Source organism: Rothia sp. 11273D007AR (genome assembly GCF_053547255.1).
Window position 1 is genome coordinate 116,468 of record NZ_JBPPWJ010000001.1, and the last position, 22,445, is coordinate 138,912.

The window sequence follows — 22,445 nt, forward strand, 5'->3', positions numbered from 1 at the left end:
CCCCAAATGTTGCGGCGCCACTGCCACATCTGGGGATCGGTGCCACATTTACTTAAAGCCTTGTCTTGTGTCGACTAAGGGTGGTGGCTTCGCGCGAAGAGGCGTAGTATGTGAACTGTTACATAGTTCATAGATGAAGGAATAGGAAATGTCTGACCAGCAACTTCTAAACGACCTCTACGCCACCGCCGCTCGAAACGAGAAAGACGTCATCACCTGGCGTCACCACCTTCACCAGCACCCCGAACTTTCAAACCGCGAGACAAAAACAGCGGCCTACATCGTTGAATGCCTCAAAGATATGGGCTTCGCAGATACTGACATACAGCAAAACATCGGCGGAACCGGAATCATCGCTACCCTGCGAGGAAGTACCCACTCAGAAAAGGCTGTTCTCTTACGGGCGGACATGGACGGCCTGCCTGTCAAAGAAGAAACCGGCCTGCCCTATGCCTCTGAAGAAGTAGATGAAAACTACCCCGGTGGCCCTTTTCCCGTTGCCCACGCCTGTGGTCACGACTGCCACGTCGCCATGCTTTTGGGTGCAGCGCGTACCTTCGCAGAGCACCGAGAGGAACTCGCCGGAACAATCTACTTCGTATTCCAGCCAGCTGAAGAGGGTGCCCCGGTGGAAGAAGAGGGCGGCGCTGCCTACATGCTAACTGATGCGGCCTTTGACTCACTTGACCCCCAGCCAACTCTGGCCTTTGGTATGCATGTGATTCCTGCACCAAGTGGCTATGTGGGATGGGCCTCGGGTGTGCAGCACGCTTCATCTGAAATGGTCAAGATAACTGTGTGCGGTGAGCAGGTGCACGGTTCATCGCCGTGGGCGGGACGAGATCCGATGCCAGCGGCTGCGGACATCATCAGCGCCATGGGGCAAATCTACCGCCAGATAGATGCTAAAGACGCGTTTACTATTTCCATTGGACATGTTGAAGATCAGGGGCGTTTCAACATCATCGGCGAAAAAGTAACCCTCTGGGGCACCGTGCGCTGTCTAAAAGACGGACTGATGGACACCGTCAACACTAAGATTTCCCGTACAGCTACCCACATTGCAGAAGCCTATGACTGTACAGCTACAGTTGAGTTCTTGCAGCAAATTCCGGCTGTGGTTAACGCGCCTGAAACGGTCGAAGTCTTGCGCCCTGCTTTGGAAAGCGCAGCAGCAGACCCGGATCAGGTCTTTGCAGCGCCAGCGTCACTGGGGTACGACGACGTCTCTGAGTTCATTAACCGGTACACCGGTATGTATGCCCTGCTCGGTGTGCAGGACGTGAAGTTCGGCTCGGGCGCTATGCCAGAACCTGTTGATGGCGGGCGCGGTTTTGCTCCCAATCACTCACCGCGTTTCTACGCTAATGATGAAGCCCTCATCACGGGCGTCCGAATGCATCTTGCGGTTGCACTGGCCCATCTCGAAGTAGCGCAAGACTAAGAGCCAATAATCGCATCACAAATCGGGGCGCAGTCGCCACAAGCCCTTAAAAGCCGGTAAACTTACTATTTGGTACACGTAATACGCAAGCACGCTTATCGACACATAGAGAGGTGGCACATGACCACTCCCAACGACCTGAACGGCTCACGCCGAGCCCAGGGTCTGCGCGCCGGCTTCAACAACATCAAAGCTAGCGTTACGAACGTGGCTGACGCAGGCAAGGTGCTCACCAACCTGGCCCCTAAGCAGCTCAAAGACGAAATCCAGATCGCCAAGATTGAGGTCAAGGAGAAGGGCATCGCCCTGGGTAAGGGCGCCGCTGTTGCAGCAGTAGCCCTGGTCTTTGCCCTCTTCATGGCAATCGCCCTGGTTATCCTGGCCTACGTTGGCCTGGCAGCTATCATGCCCAACTGGGCTGCAGCTCTGGTGCTGTTTATCCTCTTCCTGCTCCTAGCCGCTATCGCTGGCTTCGTGGGCTTCAAGATGATTAAGGCCCAGCTGCCCTTCAAGCCTGAATCAGCTATCTTCGGTCTGCTCTACGACTTGGGTGTTCTCAAGGAAGGCTCCGCCATGACCGCAAAGCGTCTCAAGCGCGAGCAGGCAGAGAAGGCAGAGGCCAAGAAGGCCGAGCAGAAGACTGACGACAAGAAGGACAGCGGCGAGCAGCAGACCCCCGCTACCCCTGCCCCCAGCAAGGAACAGCTCTTGCAGCGCACCAAGCAGCGCCGCGAGCACCTCAAGACCCTGCGCGACGACATCGAGACCTACTCACGTGACGTACAGGCCGGCGCCCAGGGCCTGGTGCAGAACGCCAAGACCTCCGCAAAGAACGCTCCTTCTACCGCCGTTGACGGCGGTAAGAAGCTGGCCGCAAACGCCTCGAACCCCGAGACCCTGCAGGCCCACTGGAAGTCCTTTGCAACCCTGGCAGCTTCCCTGGGAGCCTTCTTTGTCTTCCTCGGCAAGATCATTAGCCGCCGCAAGTAAGACCCGCCCTGCCTCGGAAGAGGCGGCATAGGCGTCCTTGCACTCAAGCCCGCCCCGGCACCACTTGCCGGGGCGGGCTTTTTACTGCCCAGAGAAAGAGCGGACGCCGGGGGGCAGGCGAACTCCGCTGTGCGGCTGATGCGCGGGCCCCAAAAACCCGGTAAGGTCAGTGGGGTACCGAACGAAGAGACCTCGAAAGGGCCCCTGTATGGCTGATAAGCCTCTGACCGTCCTCATTGGCGCCGATACTTACCCGCCCGATATCAATGGGGCCGCTCAGTTCTCATCCCGTCTCGCCCACGCTCTGGCCGAACGCGGCCATACCGTACATGTGATGGCACCCAAGCAGGAAAAAGGCGTCACCAGCCGTCACACGGTAGACGGCATCGTCGAGCACCGCATGCGCTCGCACAAGGTAATTACCCACCCCTACATGCGCCTGAACTTCCCCTGGGAGATTTACGCCGAGGCAGACCGCCTGGTGCAGGAGATTCAGCCCGATGTGATTCATATTCAGTGCCATTACATCATTGGGCGAGTTTTAGCTCGTGTAGGTGCTAAACGCGGTGTGCGAGTTATCGCTACCAACCACGTGATGCCTGAAAACATCACCCCCTTCTTGCCGTTCGGTAAGGCTGGTAATGAGCTGGTGGTTAAGGCTTCGTGGGTTGATATGCGCCGGGTCCTCAACCGGGCTGCTGTGGTGACTACTCCTACCCAAATTGGTGCCGATGCGATGGAAAGCGCCGGTAAGTTCCGCCGGCCGGTGATGCCGGTATCAAACGGTATTCAAAGCTCTGATTATGAACTTGCCCCGGGCGAAGTGATCGATAAAGCTGCTGACGAGTTGAGTATTTTCTTTGCCGGGCGCCTGGCCGTAGAGAAGAATATCGATGTGCTCATTGAGGGTTTTTCGCTTCTTCCTGCTGAGTTAAGGCAGAAAACTGTGCTTGAGATTGCTGGAACCGGCGAGATTCTTTCTGATTTGCAGGCCAAGGCCGCAGAATGCGGTGTAGCTGACCGGGTGCGTTTCTTGGGGTACGTGTCCGATGAGGAACTTCGCGCGGGCTACCTGCGCGCCGATGTCTTCTGCCAGCCGGGTACAGCCGAGCTGCAGTCGCTTGTGACCCTCGAAGCTATGAGTGCTTCTAAGCCGGTGGTTCTTGCTAATGCTCTGGCGTTGCCGCACCTGGTGGATCAGGGCAAGAACGGTTACCTCTTTACACCGGGAGATACCGTTGAGTTGGCTGCCCGCCTTGCTGATGTCTTGAACTTGCCTGAAGAAGAGCGCAAAGCCATGGGGGAGTACTCCCACCAGATGGTAGCCCGCCACGCCGCTGAGAAAACCTGGGAGACCTTCGAATCCCTGTACGTGTCTGACAACTTGTATCGAGAGTTTCTTGACGGTAGGTGCTAGGTTTATCGAAGAAGCCTAGAAATACCATATAAACACACTACTAGAGGTAACCATTTTGTTCTCTCTCTCTCTCTCTCTCTCGTCTTAAGAAAGTAACCACTACCTTTGTAACGACTGGTCTGGCTGTTAGCGCTTTAAGCCTTGCACCAATATCAGAAGCACAAGCCGTAACTACGAATCGGACCTTCGTTACCTTTTCTGCTTACGGTACAAGCTCTCAATACCACGTCTATGCCAACAATATTGACTGGTCACGGCCGGTAGGAGTGGTTTTCTACCTTGATGGTGACTACTGGACTTCAGATCAGTCCAAAGTCTATTTCCCTAACAATGCGGATTTAACTGCGATGGCTCGGGTAGCTAACCAACGGAACATGGTCTTTGTTCCTGTTATCTCACCTGATAAAGACGCTTCAGGCGACGGCATAACCTGGTGGCAGTCGATGAACTACAACGGTGACTGGTTCCGTGCTTTCGCCAAGAACTTTATCGAGTCAGCCGGTATTGACCGGTCTAATGTCTGGACTATTGGCTATTCAGGTGGCGCCGAAATCACCGGTTTTGAACTATTAGCGGACCGGCAAGATTCATGGCGTAGCGGTGGCGGATCCATCATGGTCGGTGGCGGTAACAGCAACGGTATGCAGACGTGGCCTTCCTCCGGGGCAAAGAACTTTTCACTTCGATGGTACGTGGGCGAGCTAGATGGCAAAGGCGTTACCTGGCCAGCAACCTGGTCAGCTTTAGGTGCTGCTCAGGACGGGCATCGCGTGTATAAATCAGCTGGCTTCAATAACGCACAGCTCACAATTTTGCCAGGTACTACCCACTACAACTATAACTTCGCATCCATTCTTGATAACGCTCTTCCCCAGCGTCCTGCAAGTTCCCCGTACGCTCTCATCGGCGCTATCGGTGCCTACTACTACGCCCACGGAGCAGCCGGTACTTTTGGGGCACCCACAAGTGCTGAATTCCGTTTGCGCGATGGTGGTGTAGGCCAGACTTTTGCAAAAAACTACACTATCTACTGGACCCCGCGGACCGGGGCCTACCCTGTTTATTTCTCAGGTGGTATTGGTGCAAGGTACCGTGCTGGTGGTTATGAGAACGGGTATGGGTACCCGGTTTTTGCTGAGACTGCTATCACCGGTGGTGCGATGCAGAAGTTTGCCCTTGCTGATGGGCGTCGGTTCGCTTTCTATTGGACTCCTGAGCATCATCGTACTCATGTGGTGTGGGAGGCCGGTGGTATCGGTGGACGTTTTACTCGAGAGGGTGGCACTGGCACCTATGGCTTCCCCAGTGAGGACGAGACCGCCTATGCTTATGGGGCGCGTCAGACGTTCCGCCTTAACGGGAAAGAAACTCGTTTCTACTGGTCACCTGCTACCGGAACACGGACGATGAACGGCAAGGGTGCTATTTTTAGCCGCTGGGTAGGTTTGGGGCATGCTACCACTCTGGGCTTCCCGCTTACTGACGAAGAGGCTATTCCTGGGGGAGCGCAGCAGGTGTTTAGGGCGCAGAATGGTTGGGAGACTAGGTTGGTTTGGTCACCGGCTACGGGTACTCGTAAGGTGGCTGCTCATGGTGCGCTTTATTGGTATTGGGTCAATAATGGCTATACAAGTACCTTGGGTTTCCCTGTAACTGATGAGACTGTGCAGGCTGATGGTAGTGTGACTTTGAAGTTTTCTAGTGGTGTTGAGCTGCGATGGACTGAGGTTGGTGGGGTGAAACGAGTCCGCTAAGGCTCTCGCGAACCGTGTCTTGCTGTTTTTGGTCTCTGCCTGACTTTTCGGTATTCTTAGAGACAGTGTCAGTTCACTTGAACCTGGCGCTGTGGGGCTGTAGCTCAGCTGGTTAGAGCAGGGGACTCATAATCCCTTGGTCGCGGGTTCAAGCCCCGCCGGCCCTACAGGACAAGCCCTTCCTTTCTTCCAACAGAAAGGAAGGGCTTTTTGCTACCCGGCTCGGAGCCGTCAGCTCCTTCTAGAGCTGAGCTGGGGCGTCCTTACCTCCCTCTCCTTCACACCACCTTTTCAGAGCGTGGGCGACACGCCCCGTTCACCGGCTATTCTCACGCAGTTCTCGCGCTCTTACCGGCCGGGTGCTACATTTGCTGAGGAAAGTTTTTACTTTCCATCACTCGCATCCCACCTAACATCAGAGGAAACTATGTCTTTTTCCCTCAAGCGCGCTACCGCACCCGTCCTTGCCACCGGTATGCTGGCTAGCTCCCTGCTCGTTGCTGGTACTACCAGTGCTCAGGCAACCACCAACACCACCCAGTTCGCGACCTACACCTCAGAAGCTGGTGTGAGCTCCAACTACCACGTCTACGCAGAGAACATCGACTGGGCCCAGCCCGTAGGCGTTGTCTTCTACCTCGACGGGGACTACTGGTTCACCAACCAGTCCAAGGTTCATTCCCCCAATAACTCACAGCTGCTCGGTGTGGCCGAGGTAGCGAATGAGCGCAACATGATTTTCGTGCCCGTTATCTTGCCCGATAAGGACGCAAGCGGCAACGGCATCACCTGGTGGCAGTCCATGGACGCTAACGGCGATTGGTTCCGCTCTTTCGCTAGCTCTTTCATTGCTGAAGCAGGCCTGGACTCCTCCAACGTCTGGACCATCGGCCACTCCGGCGGCGCTGAAATCACCGGCTTTGAACTGCTGGCTGACAGTCAGGACGCCTGGCGCACCGGCGGCGGCTCCGTGATGGTCGGCGGCGGTAACAGTAACGGCATGCAGACCCTGCCCTCAGAGACCGCCCAGGACTTCTCCTTGCAGTGGTATATCGGTTCTGAGGACGGCGTGGGCGCAACCTGGCCGATTGCCTGGTCAGCCTACGGGGCAGCAGAAAACGGCTACAACGTCTACGCAGCTGCCGGTTTCAACAACGTAGACTTCACCGTGCTGCCTGGCATCCAGCACCACAACTACGATTTCCCCGTGATTCTGGAAGAAGCCCTCGACAAGGTTGAACCCAAGCTTATCGGCGGTATTGGCGCCTACTACTACGCCCAGGGTGGTGCTGATGCCTTTGGCGAGCCAGTAGCTAATGAATACAGCATTGAAGGCGGTGCCCAGCAGCTCTTCCGTGCCGCTGACGGCACAGAGACCCTGCTGGTCTGGTCAGCTGAGACCGGCATTGTTACTCCGGTAGCCTACGCGCGTTCATAGTGGAGCCCCTTAACTACTTCCTCATACCGTATGCTGTGTAGAAACACACACATTTGAGGGAGTAGTTATGGCCCGTTCGCCATTTTTGCAGTCCGTTGCAGGCACCTGTTCCTTGGTGCTTGCAGCGGGTTTTTTATTCGCGACCCAACCCACTGTGGCCCAGGCAGCCCCGCCTCAGGGTGCAGGCGGTGACACCGCATTCCAGGGGCAGGTCAGCGGTGGCCCGTCCGCTGGCCCCGCAGGTGAGATGACCACCCGCTACCAGCCGACAGCTGAGCCAGATACCGACCGTCTGGTGGTGAAATTTAAGGACGGGGTAGACGGTCACGAACAGGCCCAGATTCTGAATGAGGTCGCTGACGCCACTGCGGCCGTAGACACCGCAGAGGTCTCCCACGAGACAGTTGAGCAGGCTCAGGTTGTAGATCTTCAGGAGATGATTGACCCGGTCGAGCAGGCTCAGGTTGTTGACTTACTCGAAGCTCAACCAGATGTTGAATATGCTGAACCTGATCTCATCATCACAACCGGCCAGGCAGCCACTCCCCGTAACCCGCCTAACGACCCCTACTTTGCTAGCCGCCAGTGGAATATGCGAGCTATCGACGCGCCCGGCGCCTGGCGGTACGCTACCGGTGAGGGCATCGTCATCGGTATCGCTGATACCGGTCAGACCTGGCACCCTGAGCTAGCTGCAAAGACTTTGCCCGGCTACGACTTTGTATCAGCTGATCAGAGCCGGGACGGCAACGGCTGGGATTCTAACCCCAATGATGAGGGCGACTGGGGCCCGCAGGTCCCCCGTTCCATGTGGCATGGAACCCATGTGGCCGGCATTGCCGCAGCCGCAACCGATAATGGGGCTGGGGTAGCCGGTGTTGCCCCCAACGCTCGCATCCAACATTCCCGCATTATGGGTGTCAATGGCCGGGCCTACACCTCTGACCAGGCCGCCGGTATTGCCTGGAGTGCAGGCGTGCCCGTCCCTGGTGCTCCTGCCAACCCCACACCAGCTCACGTCGTTAACTACTCCGAAGGCTTTTACTCGGCAACCTGCCCCAAAGTATTGCAGGACGCCATCAATGCAGCTCATGCACGGAACGTTCCGGTAGTTGCGGCGGCAGGTAACTTTGGTGCAAACGCAGTTGGTACCTCACCGGCTAACTGTCTGGGAGCTATCGTGGTGGGTGCAACCGCCAACGGCAACGTTATGACCGCTTATTCCAACTGGGGGCCCATGCTTGATGTGCTGGCTCCCGGAGGTGCAGTCGGCTCCGACGTATGGTCAACCGTCAACACCGGCGCCTATACACAGGTCGGGCCCGGCTACGGTCCGCTCAACGGCACCTCTATGGCTGCCCCTCATGTGAGCGGCATTATCGCCATGATGAAGGAGCGTAACCCCAACATCACAGTGGAGCAGATTCGCACCATTCTTAAGAACACCGGCTCTAACGTCAACGGCTACCGGTTTGTTAACGCTCCTCGCGCAGTTGCAGCTGTCGCTGACACCCGAGGTTTCCCGCTGGTTGGTGCTATTGGAGCTTACTACTACGCCCACGGAGCAGCCGGTACTTTTGGGGCACCCACAAGTGCTGAATTCCGTTTGCGCGATGGTGGTGTAGGCCAGACTTTTGCAAAAAACTACACTATCTACTGGACCCCGCGGACCGGGGCCTACCCTGTTTATTTCTCAGGTGGTATTGGTGCAAGGTACCGTGCTGGTGGTTATGAGAACGGGTATGGGTACCCGGTTTTTGCTGAGACTGCTATCACCGGTGGTGCGATGCAGAAGTTTGCCCTTGCTGATGGGCGTCGGTTCGCTTTCTATTGGACTCCTGAGCATCATCGTACTCATGTGGTGTGGGAGGCCGGTGGTATCGGTGGACGTTTTACTCGAGAGGGTGGCACTGGCACCTATGGCTTCCCCAGTGAGGACGAGACCGCCTATGCTTATGGGGCGCGTCAGACGTTCCGCCTTAACGGGAAAGAAACTCGTTTCTACTGGTCACCTGCTACCGGAACACGGACGATGAACGGCAAGGGTGCTATTTTTAGCCGCTGGGTAGGTTTGGGGCATGCTACCACTCTGGGCTTCCCGCTTACTGACGAAGAGGCTATTCCTGGGGGAGCGCAGCAGGTGTTTAGGGCGCAGAATGGTTGGGAGACTAGGTTGGTTTGGTCACCGGCTACGGGTACTCGTAAGGTGGCTGCTCATGGTGCGCTTTATTGGTATTGGGTCAATAATGGCTATACAAGTACCTTGGGTTTCCCTGTAACTGATGAGACTGTGCAGGCTGATGGTAGTGTGACTTTGAAGTTTTCTAGTGGTGTTGAGCTGCGATGGACTGAGGTTGGTGGGGTGAAACGAGTCCGCTAGGCCGCAAAATCATCGCTAATAGGTAGTAGCACGCTGGGGCCTTCAAGCCCTAGAAGTAGCAGGGGGTTCGTGTAATCGAGCCCCCTGCGTGCTGTTTCAGAGCCCGGGGCCGGTTCCCTCACACCCCAGTGCAGGCAAAAGCTCGGGGTACAGTGCTGGATATTAGAGTCAAGCTGGGCGATGGCGTCCCCGGCCTGCACCCGGCTACCTACCGGCAGCGGATTAGAAACCGGTTCAAAGGACGAGCGCCGCCCGTCCGGGTGCTCAAGGGTGAGCACCTGCCGGTCAACTACGGTTCCGGCAAAAACTACCTCCCCCTCATAGGGAGCAAGGACGCTCCCACCCGCTTCCAGCGCAAGGTCAACTCCGCGGTGCCCGGCAGCCCAGCGGGCAGCCGGTTTCTCAAAGCCCCGAACCACGGTAAGCTGCCCCTCCACCGGGGCCTGCCAGGGCGGCGTCCGCCCCGCAAAAGCTAGCGGATTTGTTGCCACCACTAAAAGCAGGGCACAGCAACAAACCCCTAGAAACCTCACAAGCCTTCTAGAGTGCGATAGAAGAAAAGACACGACAAAAACCTTTCGGTCGGTGCCCGCCCCTTACCCCAGGTGGCGCCAACCGTAGGTTGCCTCCATCTTTACCACTGGAAACCTGCCACCGCAAGAGCCAAAACCCCGGTGATTAAAGCCCAATAATGCGGTATAGTTGTTGATTGCAGTTTGCCCCTGCGCCCTGCCCAAAAACAGGCAGCGCGAGGGCAAGGGGAATCCCTTTACATAGAGACCCCTCCTTGGCGAGCCGTTCACGCGAGCTTCACCCGGGATCTGACGTCGCGTAATGCGAAGCAACTAGCCTCTAGTTGATAAGGAACTTTCGGTCCGGCACACGCCGGTGAAGGTCTGAGACAGCTTCGTCACTCCAACGAAAAAGTCTGAGCGTTACCAGGGGAGCGGGCCTTGCGCCCACAGGCTCCACATGTAAACCGATAACTACTATGCGCGGAGCGGAGCTAGCCTGGAATCAGGGGCCCGCCCGGCACCTCTAATACATAAGGAGACGACATGCCCGTCGTAACTATGCGCCAGCTTCTCGATTCAGGTGTCCACTTCGGTCACCAGACCCGCCGCTGGAACCCCAAGATGAAGCGCTTCATCCTCACCGAGCGCAACGGCATCTACATCATCGACCTGCAGCAGTCACTGGCCTTCATCGACCAGGCTTACGAAGCTGTTAAGGCAACCGTTGCTCACGGCGGCACCGTTCTGTTCGTTGGTACCAAGAAGCAGGCTCAGGAAGCCATCGCTGAGCAGGCTACCCGCGTGAACATGCCCTACGTCAACCACCGCTGGCTCGGTGGTATGCTCACCAACTTCGCAACCGTTTCAAAGCGCATCGAGCGCATGAAGGAACTCGAGCAGATCGACTTCGACGACGTCGCAGGCTCACAGTTCACCAAGAAGGAACTGCTGCTTCTGCGTCGCGAGCACGAGAAGCTCGAGAAGACCCTCGGTGGTATCCGTAACCTCACCAAGGCTCCCTCACTGATCTGGGTTGTTGACACCAAGAAGGAACACCTGGCTGTTGACGAAGCTCAGAAGCTCGGCATCCCCGTAGTTGCTATCCTCGACACCAACTGCGACCCCGACGAAGTTTCCTTCCCCATCCCCGGCAACGACGACGCAATCCGCTCCGTCAACCTGCTCACCCGCGTCATCGCGGACGCAGTTGCTGAAGGTCTGCTGGAACGCGAAAACAAGAAGGCCGGCAAGTCAGCTAACGCTTCTGAAGAGCCCATGGCTGAATGGGAGCGCGAACTGCTCGAGCAGCATGAAGCTGCTAAGGCAGAAGCACCCGCTGAAGAAGCTAAGTAAAGCCTCATAAGAGAAACGGCACCCGCCCACATTCGGTGGGTGCCGTTCTCACCTCTTCTGCCGAAGATACCGGCAGGAACCCAATAGATTTCCCTAATCTGTTCAAAATATAAGGAGTTCACCATGGCGAACTACACCGCAGCCGACATCAAGGCTCTGCGCGAAAAGACCGGCGCAGGCATGCTCGACGTCAAGAAGGCCCTCGACGAGGCCAACGGCGACCAGCAGAAGGCAATGGAAATCATCCGCGTTAAGGGCCTCAAGGGCGTCACCAAGCGCGAAGGCCGTGCAACCGCAGAAGGCCTCGTTGCTGCACGCGTAGAAAACGGCGTCGGCTTCATGATCGAAGTTAACTCAGAAACCGACTTCGTTGCTAAGTCCGAGCCCTTCATCAAGTTCGGTAACGACGTTCTCGAAGCAGCAGTTGCCGCTAACGCTTCCACCCTGGAAGAACTCAAGGCAGCTTCTTACGAAGGTAAGACCGTCGATGAGCTCACCACCGAAGCAGGCGCCCTGCTCGGCGAAAAGATCGTTGTTCGCCGCGTAGCTCGCGTTGAGGGCGAGAACGTTGCAGTTTACCTGCACAAGACCTCCAAGGACCTGCCCGCACAGGTTGGCGTTCTGCTCGCAGTAGCTGGCGAGAACACCGAGGAAGTTGCTCACGACGTAGCCGTTCACATCGCTGCAATGAGCCCCAAGTACCTCAACTCAGACTCCATCTCAGCTGAGGACATCGAGGCCGAGAAGCGCGTTGCTGAAGAAACCGCACGCGGTGAAGGCAAGCCCGAGCAGATCATCCCCAAGATCGTTGAAGGTAAGCTCAAGGCTTTCTACAAGGAAAACACCCTGCTCGACCAGGACTTCGCTAAGGACTCCTCAAAGTCTGTAGCTGCAGTTCTCGAGGAGAACGGTGCAACCGCAACCGCTTTCGAGCGTTTCCGCGTCGGCGCCTAATACTCATCAGGTGTGATTGAGCACCAAAAAAGCTCATAGCTCAGGGGAGCCCCGCACAGGGGCTCCCCTTTGCCGTATGCTAGAAACAAAGCGCGCAACGGATGCCGCAAAAAATTTTTGACCTTTTTCAGGAGGGCCACCATGGCAGAGTCAACCCGAACCATCCACCGCGACGACACCGGCCGTCGCCGCGTCCTACTCAAGCTCTCCGGCGAGGTCTTCGGTGGCGGCGAAGTCGGTATCTCCACCGAGGTCGTCCGCGGCATCGCAGAACAGATTGCCTCAACCATCGGCCAGGTCGAAGTCGCAGTCGTCGTCGGTGGCGGTAACTTCTTCCGCGGCGCAGAGCTCTCAGAAGCCGGCATGGACCGCTCCCGCGCCGACAACATCGGCATGCTCGGTACCGTCATGAACTCTCTTGCCCTGCAGGACTTCCTTGAGCAGGCCGGCATCGACACCCGCGTTCAGTCTGCCATCTCCATGCAGCAGGTCGCAGAAAACTACATCCCCCGCCGCGCTATCCGCCACATGCAAAAAGACCGCGTCGTCATCTTTGGTGCTGGCGCAGGTCTGCCCTACTTCTCCACCGATACCGTCTCAGCCCAGCGCGCCCTCGAAATCCACGCTGACGAGGTCCTCGTCGCCAAGAACGGCGTGGACGGCATCTACACCGCCGACCCCAACAAGGACCCCAATGCCGAGCGCCTCTACAAGCTCACCTACGACGAAGCCCTGAAGCGCAACATCCGTGTCATGGACCAGACCGCCTTCTCCCTCTGCAAGGACAACAACGTCACCATGCGCGTCTTCGGTATGCAGGGAGAGGGAAATGTGGCTCGCGCCATCCTCGGCGAGGAGATTGGCACCTTGGTTACTGCCTAAAGGCTCCAAGACCACTAGACTAGATAGAGACTACCTATACAGCGCCCACTGACGGGCACAACCCTAAAGGACTAACAACAGATGGTTGAAGAAACCCTGCTCGAAGCCGGCGAAAAGATGGACAAGTCCGTCGAGGCCCTCAAGAACGAATTTGCCTCAATCCGCACCGGACGCGCTAACCCCGCCCTCTTCGCAAACCTCACCGCAGACTACTACGGTGCACCCACCCCCCTGCAGCAGCTGGCGTCCTTCCAGACCCCCGAAGCTCGCACCGTCCTGATTACCCCCTACGACAAGAGCGCCCTCGGTGCCATCGAAAAGGCAATCCGCGACTCCGACCTCGGTGCTAACCCCGCTAACGACGGCAACGTTGTGCGCGTTGTCATGCCCGAAATGACCGAAGAGCGCCGCAAGGAATACATCAAGATGGCAGGCCACAAGGCTGAAGAAGGCCGCGTTGCTGTGCGCAACACCCGCCGCCACGCCAAGACTGCTCTCGACAAGCTGGTCAAGGACGGCGAAATCGGTGAGGACGAGGGCGCACGCGGTGAAAAGGAACTCGATGCCCTGACCAAGAAGCACATCGACACTGTTGATGCGCTGCTGAAGTCCAAGGAAGCTGAACTGCTCGAGGTCTAAATCCGAATGACTGTTCAATCTCAAGAACAGCCGCCCCAGGCCTCTAAAGCCGGCAGGAACCTACCCGCCGCCATCACCGTCGGCCTCGTGCTGGGCGCGTTGCTGGCGGTGGGTTTGTTTTTCGTCCCTCTTATCCTTGTGCTCCTGGCGGCTGCTGCCGTGTCGGTAGGTACCTGGGAGGTCTGCCACGGGCTCAACCAGAAACGCGGCATGGGAATCCCCGTTATTCCTGCCGTTGCAACAGCCTTTGTCATGCCCTTTGCCGCCTACTACGGGGGCGGGTCCTGGCTGATTTTTACCGTGGTCGCTTCGATTCTGGTGCTGATTGGCTGGCGTATCGTGGGGCACCGCGACGGCATGATTATGTCGATTATGGGCTCTATCTTCGTGATGTCCTGGGTGCCCTTCATGATTTCCTTGGCCCTGTTGCTCTACCGCGAAGAATCGGGCCCCGGCAAGGTGCTCATGATTCTGCTCATGGCTATCGGCAACGATACCTGGGGGTACATCGCCGGCGTAAAATGGGGTAAGACCCCCATGGCCCCCAAGATCTCTCCCAAGAAAACCTGGGAGGGCTTTGCCGGGTCGATGGTGGGCTCCATTATCGTGGGCATTATCTGTTCGCTCTTCATCGGTGACCCCTGGTGGTACGGCCTGATTGTGGCGATTTTCCTGGTCGTAGCTTCAACAGCGGGCGACCTGGGAGAATCCATGGTCAAGCGTGAAATCGGCATCAAAGATATGTCGCATATTCTGCCCGGCCACGGTGGTGTGATGGACCGCCTGGATTCCATCGTGTTCGCTATCGCTATCGGTTACGTGATTTTCTCGGTGCTCTCAGCCCTCTTCTAGAGGCGGGTGCTGCCAGATATTTGGAGGCTCAATGAAACATCAGGCTGAATCTTCCGGAGAGTTCCGCCGGGTTAGCTCCCACGAGAAGGGGTACTCGGTGGCTGCCGTGGACTCCTTCTTCACCCGCCTAGCCGACGACTACGAATTGATGCTTTCCGGCGTAGAGCTGGGCAAGGACATACATACCTCCCGGACGGTGCGTGAAGCCATCTTTGAGGGGGAGGTCGGTGGCTATGACCCACAGGACGTCGATGCTGCCCTCGATAAGGTGGAAGACCGTTTCTGTGAGCTAGAGAAGCAACTGTATCTGCAGCGGTACGGGCAGCACACCTGGGATCAGGCGGTGCAAGAGCTACGGGAGCTCCTGCTCGGGCGTCTCGAGCGGCCTGCCGGCGAGCGCTTCCGCAGACCCGCTAAAAAGTTGACTAAGGGGTATTTCACGGCAGAAGTCGATGCCCTCTGTGACCGGCTTTTTGCTCACCTGGAGGGGGCGGACGTCCTCGCCCCCGCTGATATCAGGGCGGCAGCTTTTAGCCCGGCAACGGGGGATATCTGCTACGAGGAAACCCAGGTCGATGCCTTCTTGGACCGAGCAATTGAGTACCTCAAAGACACTGCCCAGTAGGTCAATGAGAGCTGGCGAGTGCGGATCACCTGAAATATTTCAGGTGGTCCGCACTTTTTAGTCTAGATACTTGTGTGTAATGCAGATAACAGGCTAATGTGTGTTCAGTTACACAAAGGAGGTAGTGATGGCACACACATCACCTGAGTCTCACCAGCCCGTTATTGACGCTGAGCACGTTGACTTCCGGGCCGCCCAGAATAGCGGTGAGTTTAAAGAGCTTCGCACAACCCACAGGTCCTTCGTTTTTCCTATGACCGTGGCCTTCCTTGTCTGGTACCTGCTCTACGTGATTCTGGCGGTGTATGCCCCCGGGTTCATGTCGACCAAGGTGCTGGGCAATGTCAATATCGGCATCATCTTCGGTCTTTTGCAGTTTGTCACCACGTTCACCATCACCGGCTGGTATGTGGCTTTTGCAAACAAGAAGCTTGACCCGCGCGCAAGCAGCCTTCGCGCTGACATTGAATCAGGGCACTACGCCCATAAGACTCACTAAGGGGTGGATCTCATGACGTCAACAGGAACTCTGCTGGCTGCTGAAGCTAGCACTCAGACCGTGGGCACCCCCTGGGTGAACATGGCGGTTTTCGGGGCTTTCGTTTTGGCCACCATGGTGGTGGTGCTTCGCGCCTCTAAGAACAACAAGACCGCGGCAGACTACTACGCCGGTGGGCGATCCTTTAGCGGTACCCAAAATGGTCTTGCTATCGCGGGTGACTACCTCTCGGCTGCCTCCTTCCTGGGTATTGTGGGTGCTATTGCCCTGCAGGGGTATGACGGCTTCCTCTACTCGATTGGCTTCCTGGTTGCTTGGCTGGTAGCGCTGCTGCTGGTAGCTGAGCCCCTGCGTAATACCGGTAAGTTCACCATGGCAGATGTGCTCTCCTTCCGTCTGCGCCAGCGCCCCGTCCGAATTGCTGCCTGTATCTCAACTCTGGCAGTTACCCTCTTCTACCTGCTGGCCCAGATGGCCGGTGCGGGTGCCCTGGTATCCCTGCTGATGGGTATTAGCTCCAAGGCTGGCCAGTCACTGGTCATCATTATCGTGGGCGTACTTATGATCGTCTACGTTCTGATCGGCGGTATGAAGGGCACTACCTGGGTGCAGATTATCAAGGCTGTTCTGCTGGTTTCTGGCGTCGCTATTATGACCATCTGGATTCTGGCAATCTACGGCTTCAACTTCTCCGCGATGCTCGGCTCGGCGGTTGAAACCTCCGGTAACCCGGCTATTCTGGAGCCTGGCCTCAAATACGGTCTGAATGATCTGACCAAGCTGGACTTTATCTCTCTCTCCCTGGCTCTGGTCTTTGGTGCAGCTGGCCTGCCTCACGTTCTGATGCGCTTCTACACCGTTCCCACAGCTAAGGAGGCGCGTAAGTCGGTGGTCTGGGCTATCGTGCTGATCGGCCTCTTCTACCTCTTCACTCTGGTGCTCGGCTTCGGCGCTGCAGCCCTGGTGGGTGCGGATGCCATCAAGGCAGCTCCCGGCGGTGTCAACTCGGCAGCCCCCCTGCTGGCCTTCGAGCTGGGTGGTTCCCTGCTGATGGGTGTTATCGCGGCGGTTGCTTTCGCAACCATCCTGGCCGTGGTGGCGGGTCTGGCGATTACCGCGTCCGCCTCCTTCGCCCACGATATCTACACCAACGTTATCTGCAAGGGCAACGCTGACCCCGCCAAGGAAATCCGCGTAGCAAAAACCACCGTGGTTGTTATTGGCCTGCTGTCCATTGCAGGTGGTATCGGTGCTCAGGGGCAGAACGTAGCCTTCCTGGTGGCTCTGGCTTTCGCGGTAGCGGCTTCGGCTAACCTGCCCACCATCGTCTACTCCCTCTTCTGGAAGGGTTTCAAGACCCGCGGTGCCCTCTGGTCTATGTACGGTGGTCTGGGCATCTCGGTGATCCTGATTATCTTCTCCCCGGTGATGTCCGGTGCTGAGACCTCTATGATTCCCGGTGCTGACTTTGCCTGGTTCCCCCTGGCTAACCCCGGTATCGTAGCGATTCCTGCAGCCTTCCTGCTGGGCTTCTTGGGCTCACTCGGTGGCGATAAGGAAGACGAAATCAAGCAGGCTGAGATGGAAGTTCGCTCTCTTACCGGCGTTGGAGCCGAAGGAGCTATTGACCACTAAGAGCCGGTAGGCTCGCGCCTGCTGTAAACCCCCATTGCTGGCAACCCATGGCAGGGTTCGTCGGTGGTGGGGGTTTCTGTGTGAGGTCGAGGGTATAACGCGGGGAAATGGTAAGCCAACACACTTGTAGCTTGCTTAGCTTTATCTTGGAATTTGATATAAACTAGAAGCACGCTGAACAATTCGGGCTCATCCCCGTAACCCTATGAAAGAAGGAAAACATGTCAATTTTCGGTTGGATTATCATTGGTCTTCTCGCAGGTGCTATCGCAAAGCTGATTATGCCCGGTAAGCAGGGCGGCGGCATCCTGGTTACCATGGTGCTCGGTATCGTAGGTGCTATGCTCGGTGGCTGGCTCGGTTCCTTCCTGCCCTTCCTCTCAGATGGTATGAGCGGCGGTGTCGGTATTGGTACCCTCTTCACCGCCGTCATAGGCTCACTGCTGGTCCTCTGGATCTACGGTGCTATCACCAAGAACAAGGCCTAAGCCCTAGCGGCCTAGCCCTTTAGTCTCTAAGCCCCGGCGGGCGTCCGTCCTTACCCAAGGCGAAGACGCCCACCGGGGCTTTGTGATACCCGCGTGGGCAAAAGAACACCGCTCCCTCAACCATGTGGGCGGACGCCGGCGGTAGGGTAGTGGGGCACCACAAGAACACCGGCAGGTAGGGATTTTCATGAAAAGTATCGCCAGAATCGTTAGAGCCACTCAAGAGCTGTGGCCCTACTTCGTAGGAATCATCATCTGTGCGGTGCTCACCAGCGCAACCTCCCTGCTGGCCCCCTTCATTATTTCAGGGGCAACCGATGCCGTCGTGGGGCACCTGAACGGCTCAGCCCCCACCACTGGCACAGCCATCGCCTGGTTCGCGGTTGCCTACCTGGCAGCCCAGCTGGTGAGCGTGCTGACCACCAACATCGGCGGCTACATCGGTGATGTGATGAGCCAGCGCATGCGCACCATCCTGTCGGTGCGCTACTACGAGAAACTGCTCTCCCTGCCCCTATCCTACTTCGATACTGAGCTGACCGGCACCATCATCGCCCGACTCAACCGCTCCATCACCGAAGTCACCAACTTCGTCAAGACCATGAGCAACACCTTCATCTCCCTGGTGCTCACCACGGTCTCGGTGATTGTGATTAGCTCCATCTACTACTGGCCCCTAGGGCTGCTGCTCCTTATTATCTTCCCGGTCTACTTCTGGCTCACCAGCAAAACCAGCGAAAAATGGCAGGTCTGGGAAGGCAAGAAGAACGAGAACATCGACATCGCATCCGGCCGCTTTGCCGAAGTTATCGGGCAGATTCGCGTGGTCAAGTCCTTCGGCCGCGAGCGCCGAGAACTCACTGATTTCGGTGGCCGCTTTGAGAAGACCATCGGGCTCACCCGCGCCCAGTCTAAGTTCTGGCACGCTATGGACGTTGCCCGCCTCTCCTTCCTCAACCTCATTTTCTTCGCCCTCTACCTGCTGATTTTCCTGCGTACCCTGGCCGGGGACTTCACTATCGGCGACATGGTGCTGCTCATTCAGCTTCTGGCCATGGCGGTAGCTCCTATCAATTCGCTCTCCTGGATTGTGGATACCGCCCAGCGCGCTATTGCCGGTTCTAAGGACTACTTCGAGGTCATGGAACGGCAGTCGGACGCCCGCGCCCTGGCCATTACCGCCGGGGCTTCCGGGGCGCGTCCGGATTCCGCTACTGACGCCGCTGCCGCCAGCCTCACTGCTGAACCCGGGGCCGAACTCGTCCGCTTTGAGGGAGTAACCTTCGGCTACGAGGGTGAAGCAGATGTGCTGCACGGGATTGATCTAGCGGTGAAGCGTGGTGAGCGTATTGCCTTTGTGGGGGAATCCGGCGGGGGTAAGTCGACCCTCATGGCCCTGCTTGAAGGCCTCTATGACCCGCGTGAGGGCCGGGTGCTGGTTGATGGCATGGATATTGCAGGTAGTGACCTGGCGCAGGTGCGCTCGCTGATTGGCATGGTCTTCCAGGACGCCTCGCTCTTCTCGGGCACCATTGCCGAGAATATTGCCTACGGCCGCCCCGACGCTACCCGGGAGCAGATTATCGAGGCTGCCACCAAGGCGAACGCCCACGATTTTATCTCGAAGTTTGCGGACGGCTACGAGTCGCTCATCGGCGAGCGCGGCCTGAAGCTCTCGGGCGGCCAGAAGCAGCGTATCGCTATTGCCCGAGCCATGCTCAAGGACGCTCCGATCCTGATTCTTGACGAAGCTACAAGCGCCCTGGACACCAAGGCTGAGCGGGCTGTACAGAAGGGACTGGAAGAGCTGATGGAGGGCCGAACCTCCCTGATTATTGCCCACCGTCTTTCCACTATTGCGACGGTGGACCGTATCGTCACTCTCAAGGAGGGGCGGATTGACGAGGTGGGCAGCCCTGCTGAGCTGGCGGCCTCCGGCGGTATCTACGCCGAACTACTGGGCCTGCAGAACAGCGGCGGTAAGGCTAGCAAGAAGAAGCTGCAGAGCTTCGACATCGTCGGCTAAAAGGGGCAGGTACCATCTAGGTCAGAAATGACCATCAACTAGGTGGGTTTTTCTGACCTAGATGGTACCTACCGGGGTGTAAAACTTAAGGTATGAAGAAAACCACCCTCACCACCTTAGCCGGTGGGCTCGCCCTTGCCACCGCCGGTCACTTTACCTTTTGGGGCTACCGCTACCTGACAACCGATCCCGCCCGTCGCTCCTGGACGATTTTGCTAGGACCGGCCCGACACCTTACCGGAAAATAGAATCATGCGATTTGGCTCAACTCAGCGCTTCGGCGCCTCCCGCGAAACCCTCACCGACCAGCTAGCAGACTTCCTGCACGGTGGGCGGACGGTCACCCTGCTCGGCTCCACCGGATCCATCGGCACCCAGGGTGTGCAGGTTATCGACCACCTCAACTCCCTGGCAGGAACATCCACCGGTAGCGACGACGCTCCCGTGCGCGTCACCGCCCTCTCAGCCGGCTCCCGCTCTCTGCCGAAGCTGGCAGAGCAGGCCGCCCGCCTGCGTCCGCACCTGGTCGCTACCAGCGGCACCGAATCGGACGCTGCCACCCTGCGCTCGCTGCTGGCTGAGCTGGCGCCGGGCTACAGCCCCCAGATTGAGTGGGGCAAGGACGCCGCCACCGCCGCAGCCCGCGCCGGGGCGGATGTGGTGCTCAACGGCATCACGGGCTCTATCGGCCTGGAACCCACCCTGGCTGCCCTGCAGGCAGGCTCCCAGGTGGCCCTGGCTAACAAGGAATCGCTGATTGCCGGTGGCGAGCTGGTCAAGGCCGCCGTGGACGCCTCACCCCTGGACCAGCCCATGATTCCGGTGGATTCTGAGCATTCTGCCCTGGCCCAGGCTCTAGCATCGGGCACCGACCGGGAGATTGACCGGCTGGTGCTGACTGCCTCGGGTGGGCCCTTTAGGGGCATGACCTACGAGCAGTTGCGGGAGGTAACACCGGCGCAGGCTCTAGCCCACCCCACCTGGGATATGGGGCTGGTGGTGACCACCAACTCGGCCTCTATGGTCAATAAGGCCCTGGAGGTGCTGGAGGCCCACCACCTCTTTGGCATTGACCTGGACCGTATTGATGTGACGGTTCACCGCCAGTCGGTGGTGCATTCTATGGTGCAGTTTGTGGACGGCTCGACCCTGGCTCAAGCGTCCCCGCCCACCATGCTGCTGCCCATTGCCTTGGGGCTGACCTGGCCCCACCGTATTCCGGGTATCGCGCAGCCCTGCGACTGGTCGCAGGCTACCGAGTGGACCTTCGAGCCCCTGGATAACACAGCCTTCCCGGCGGTGGAGATGATTAAGCGGGCGGGTCAGCGGGGTGGTACCTTCCCGGCGGTCTTCAACGCGGCGAATGAGGAGGCGGTGGCTGCCTTCCACGCCGGCGCTATTCGTTTTACCGACATGATTGAGACGACCGGGCGGGTGCTCGATGAGCACGCGAGTTCTTCGGCCCTGGCCGAATCTGGTTCTCTGACTCTGGAAGCGGTGTTGGAGGCGGAAGCCTGGGCCCGCACCCGCGCCAACGAGATTCTGGGGCAGGGCTAGATTCCGCATAGGCGTATCTAATAGAGATGACCCCCATGTTTTTCTCTTGACCCTGAGATAATCCATGGGGTGAAGAGAGAAACGAGGGGGCCATCGTTTGATGTATGGAGTCTAGAAGACGGTGAGGCCGCGGGCGCGGAAGATGTCGCGGGCGGCTTCGGTGGCTTCTTTGCTGGGCGGGTGCACGTCCTTGAGCTTGTAGTCGTAGCCCAGGGACTCCCACTTGTCGGTGCCCATCTGGTGGAAGGGCAGTACCTCAACGCGTTCGACGACGTTGCGCCAGCGGCAGACGATGTCGGCGACCTTTTCGATGTTGTCAGGGTCGTCGGTGTAGCCGGGCACCAGCACAAAGCGGATCCAGATTTTCTTGCCCAAGGCTGAGAGCCTGTCGCCAAAGTCGATGGTGGGCTGTAAGGCGCGGCCGGTGAGTTCCCGGTAGACCTCTTCAGAGCCCGATTTAACATCGAGCAGCACCAGGTCTACGTTATCGAGGAACTCGTCAGAGGCATGAGCCCCGAGAAAACCCGAGGTATCGATGCAGGTATGGATTCCCAGTGATTTGGCGCTCATGAGGATATTCTCGGCGAAGGGGCGCTGCATGAGAACTTCTCCGCCTGAGATGGTGATGCCGCCGCCGGTGGCTTTGAAGACCTTGCGCATGCGCTTGATTTTTTTGATGAGGTCGGCTGCCATGACGGGTTTGCCGTCCTTCATGTTGAAGGTGTCGGGGTTGTGGCAGTAGAGACAGCGCAGGGGGCAGCCGTTCATGAAGATGGTCATGCGGGTGCCGGGCCCGTCGACGGCGGTGACCAGTTCCCAGGAGTGGACGGAGCCGAGTTGCCCTTCGCGCATGAGTTTGAGTTGGGCGGAGCGTTCGAGTTCGGTGAGTTCGCCCAGGCCCCAGGTGCCTGCCCCGGAATGCCGGTCCGCCGGCGGAGCAAATGCTAGCTCGCCGGCGGTATCGGTTATCTCGTGAGAGATATCAAGTGACATGAAG

The 22,445-nt window shown here is 57.9% G+C and carries 20 protein-coding genes and 1 tRNA gene; 19 read left to right on the forward strand and 2 right to left on the reverse strand.

What is annotated here, in order from left to right; genetic code table 11:
• The first annotated feature begins 148 nt into the window (after positions 1-148).
• From ACED88_RS00555 to ACED88_RS00585, 7 genes are all read left to right on the forward strand, one after another.
• Complete coding sequence (locus ACED88_RS00555; protein ID WP_449108435.1) at positions 149-1,444, forward strand: M20 metallopeptidase family protein; 1,296 nt, start codon at positions 149-151, stop codon at positions 1,442-1,444.
• 120 nt (positions 1,445-1,564) lie between these two features.
• On the forward strand, positions 1,565-2,434 hold the full coding sequence (locus ACED88_RS00560; RefSeq protein ID WP_449108436.1) for a phage holin family protein: 870 nt from the start codon (positions 1,565-1,567) through the stop codon (positions 2,432-2,434).
• A 208-nt stretch (positions 2,435-2,642) separates the two neighbouring features.
• Positions 2,643-3,851 carry a glycosyltransferase gene (locus tag ACED88_RS00565; RefSeq protein WP_449108437.1) on the forward strand — a complete coding sequence of 403 codons (1,209 nt, stop codon included), beginning with the start codon at positions 2,643-2,645 and terminating at the stop codon, positions 3,849-3,851.
• Between the two features lie 266 nt (positions 3,852-4,117).
• Positions 4,118-5,605, forward strand: a complete 1,488-nt coding sequence (locus tag ACED88_RS00570) for an LGFP repeat-containing protein (RefSeq protein WP_449108438.1) — start codon at positions 4,118-4,120, stop codon at positions 5,603-5,605.
• Positions 5,606-5,698: 93 nt separating this feature from the next.
• Positions 5,699-5,772: transfer RNA gene (locus tag ACED88_RS00575), tRNA-Ile, on the forward strand.
• A gap of 260 nt (positions 5,773-6,032) precedes the next feature.
• Positions 6,033-7,043 carry a hypothetical protein gene (locus tag ACED88_RS00580; RefSeq protein WP_449108439.1) on the forward strand — a complete coding sequence of 337 codons (1,011 nt, stop codon included), beginning with the start codon at positions 6,033-6,035 and terminating at the stop codon, positions 7,041-7,043.
• 67 nt (positions 7,044-7,110) lie between these two features.
• A complete protein-coding gene (locus tag ACED88_RS00585) occupies positions 7,111-9,423 on the forward strand; it encodes a S8 family serine peptidase (RefSeq protein WP_449108440.1) in 2,313 nt (770 codons plus the stop codon).
• On the opposite strand, the gene ACED88_RS00590 is transcribed toward ACED88_RS00585, so the two are convergent.
• The gene (locus tag ACED88_RS00590; protein ID WP_449108441.1) at positions 9,420-9,914 is read right to left on the reverse strand and encodes a peptidoglycan DD-metalloendopeptidase family protein; all 495 of its coding nucleotides are present in this window, start codon (positions 9,912-9,914) and stop codon (positions 9,420-9,422) included. The genes ACED88_RS00585 and ACED88_RS00590 overlap by 4 nt on opposite strands.
• A gap of 567 nt (positions 9,915-10,481) precedes the next feature.
• Between ACED88_RS00590 and rpsB the strand changes: the two genes are divergently transcribed.
• The 12 genes from rpsB to dxr all read left to right on the forward strand — a co-directional run bounded on the left by rpsB (position 10,482) and on the right by dxr (position 21,448).
• A complete protein-coding gene (gene rpsB / locus ACED88_RS00595; RefSeq protein ID WP_185173307.1) occupies positions 10,482-11,291 on the forward strand; it encodes a 30S ribosomal protein S2 in 810 nt (269 codons plus the stop codon).
• 123 nt (positions 11,292-11,414) lie between these two features.
• Positions 11,415-12,245, forward strand: coding sequence for a translation elongation factor Ts (tsf, locus tag ACED88_RS00600; protein ID WP_185173306.1), 831 nt, complete (start codon positions 11,415-11,417; stop codon positions 12,243-12,245).
• 141 nt (positions 12,246-12,386) lie between these two features.
• Entirely contained in the window at positions 12,387-13,127 is a 741-nt protein-coding gene (gene pyrH / locus ACED88_RS00605; protein WP_135012806.1) for a UMP kinase, read from the forward strand.
• An 81-nt stretch (positions 13,128-13,208) separates the two neighbouring features.
• Entirely contained in the window at positions 13,209-13,766 is a 558-nt protein-coding gene (frr, locus tag ACED88_RS00610; protein WP_185173305.1) for a ribosome recycling factor, read from the forward strand.
• Between the two features lie 6 nt (positions 13,767-13,772).
• Complete coding sequence (locus tag ACED88_RS00615) at positions 13,773-14,618, forward strand: phosphatidate cytidylyltransferase (protein WP_185173304.1); 846 nt, start codon at positions 13,773-13,775, stop codon at positions 14,616-14,618.
• Positions 14,619-14,649: 31 nt separating this feature from the next.
• Positions 14,650-15,243 carry a DivIVA domain-containing protein gene (locus ACED88_RS00620; RefSeq protein WP_449108442.1) on the forward strand — a complete coding sequence of 198 codons (594 nt, stop codon included), beginning with the start codon at positions 14,650-14,652 and terminating at the stop codon, positions 15,241-15,243.
• A 127-nt stretch (positions 15,244-15,370) separates the two neighbouring features.
• Entirely contained in the window at positions 15,371-15,742 is a 372-nt protein-coding gene (locus tag ACED88_RS00625; protein WP_237198475.1) for a DUF485 domain-containing protein, read from the forward strand.
• A 12-nt stretch (positions 15,743-15,754) separates the two neighbouring features.
• Positions 15,755-17,377, forward strand: coding sequence for a solute symporter family protein (locus tag ACED88_RS00630; protein ID WP_237186884.1), 1,623 nt, complete (start codon positions 15,755-15,757; stop codon positions 17,375-17,377).
• Positions 17,378-17,598: 221 nt separating this feature from the next.
• Complete coding sequence (locus ACED88_RS00635) at positions 17,599-17,865, forward strand: GlsB/YeaQ/YmgE family stress response membrane protein (protein ID WP_237205495.1); 267 nt, start codon at positions 17,599-17,601, stop codon at positions 17,863-17,865.
• A 187-nt stretch (positions 17,866-18,052) separates the two neighbouring features.
• Complete coding sequence (locus ACED88_RS00640) at positions 18,053-19,891, forward strand: ABC transporter ATP-binding protein (protein WP_449108443.1); 1,839 nt, start codon at positions 18,053-18,055, stop codon at positions 19,889-19,891.
• 92 nt (positions 19,892-19,983) lie between these two features.
• Positions 19,984-20,139 carry a hypothetical protein gene (locus ACED88_RS00645; RefSeq protein WP_449108444.1) on the forward strand — a complete coding sequence of 52 codons (156 nt, stop codon included), beginning with the start codon at positions 19,984-19,986 and terminating at the stop codon, positions 20,137-20,139.
• Positions 20,140-20,143: 4 nt separating this feature from the next.
• A complete protein-coding gene (dxr, locus tag ACED88_RS00650; protein WP_449108445.1) occupies positions 20,144-21,448 on the forward strand; it encodes a 1-deoxy-D-xylulose-5-phosphate reductoisomerase in 1,305 nt (434 codons plus the stop codon).
• Between the two features lie 111 nt (positions 21,449-21,559).
• Here dxr and pflA read toward each other — a convergent pair whose 3' ends face one another.
• A complete protein-coding gene (gene pflA / locus ACED88_RS00655; protein ID WP_449108446.1) occupies positions 21,560-22,441 on the reverse strand; it encodes a pyruvate formate-lyase-activating protein in 882 nt (293 codons plus the stop codon).
• Positions 22,442-22,445: the final 4 nt, after the last annotated feature.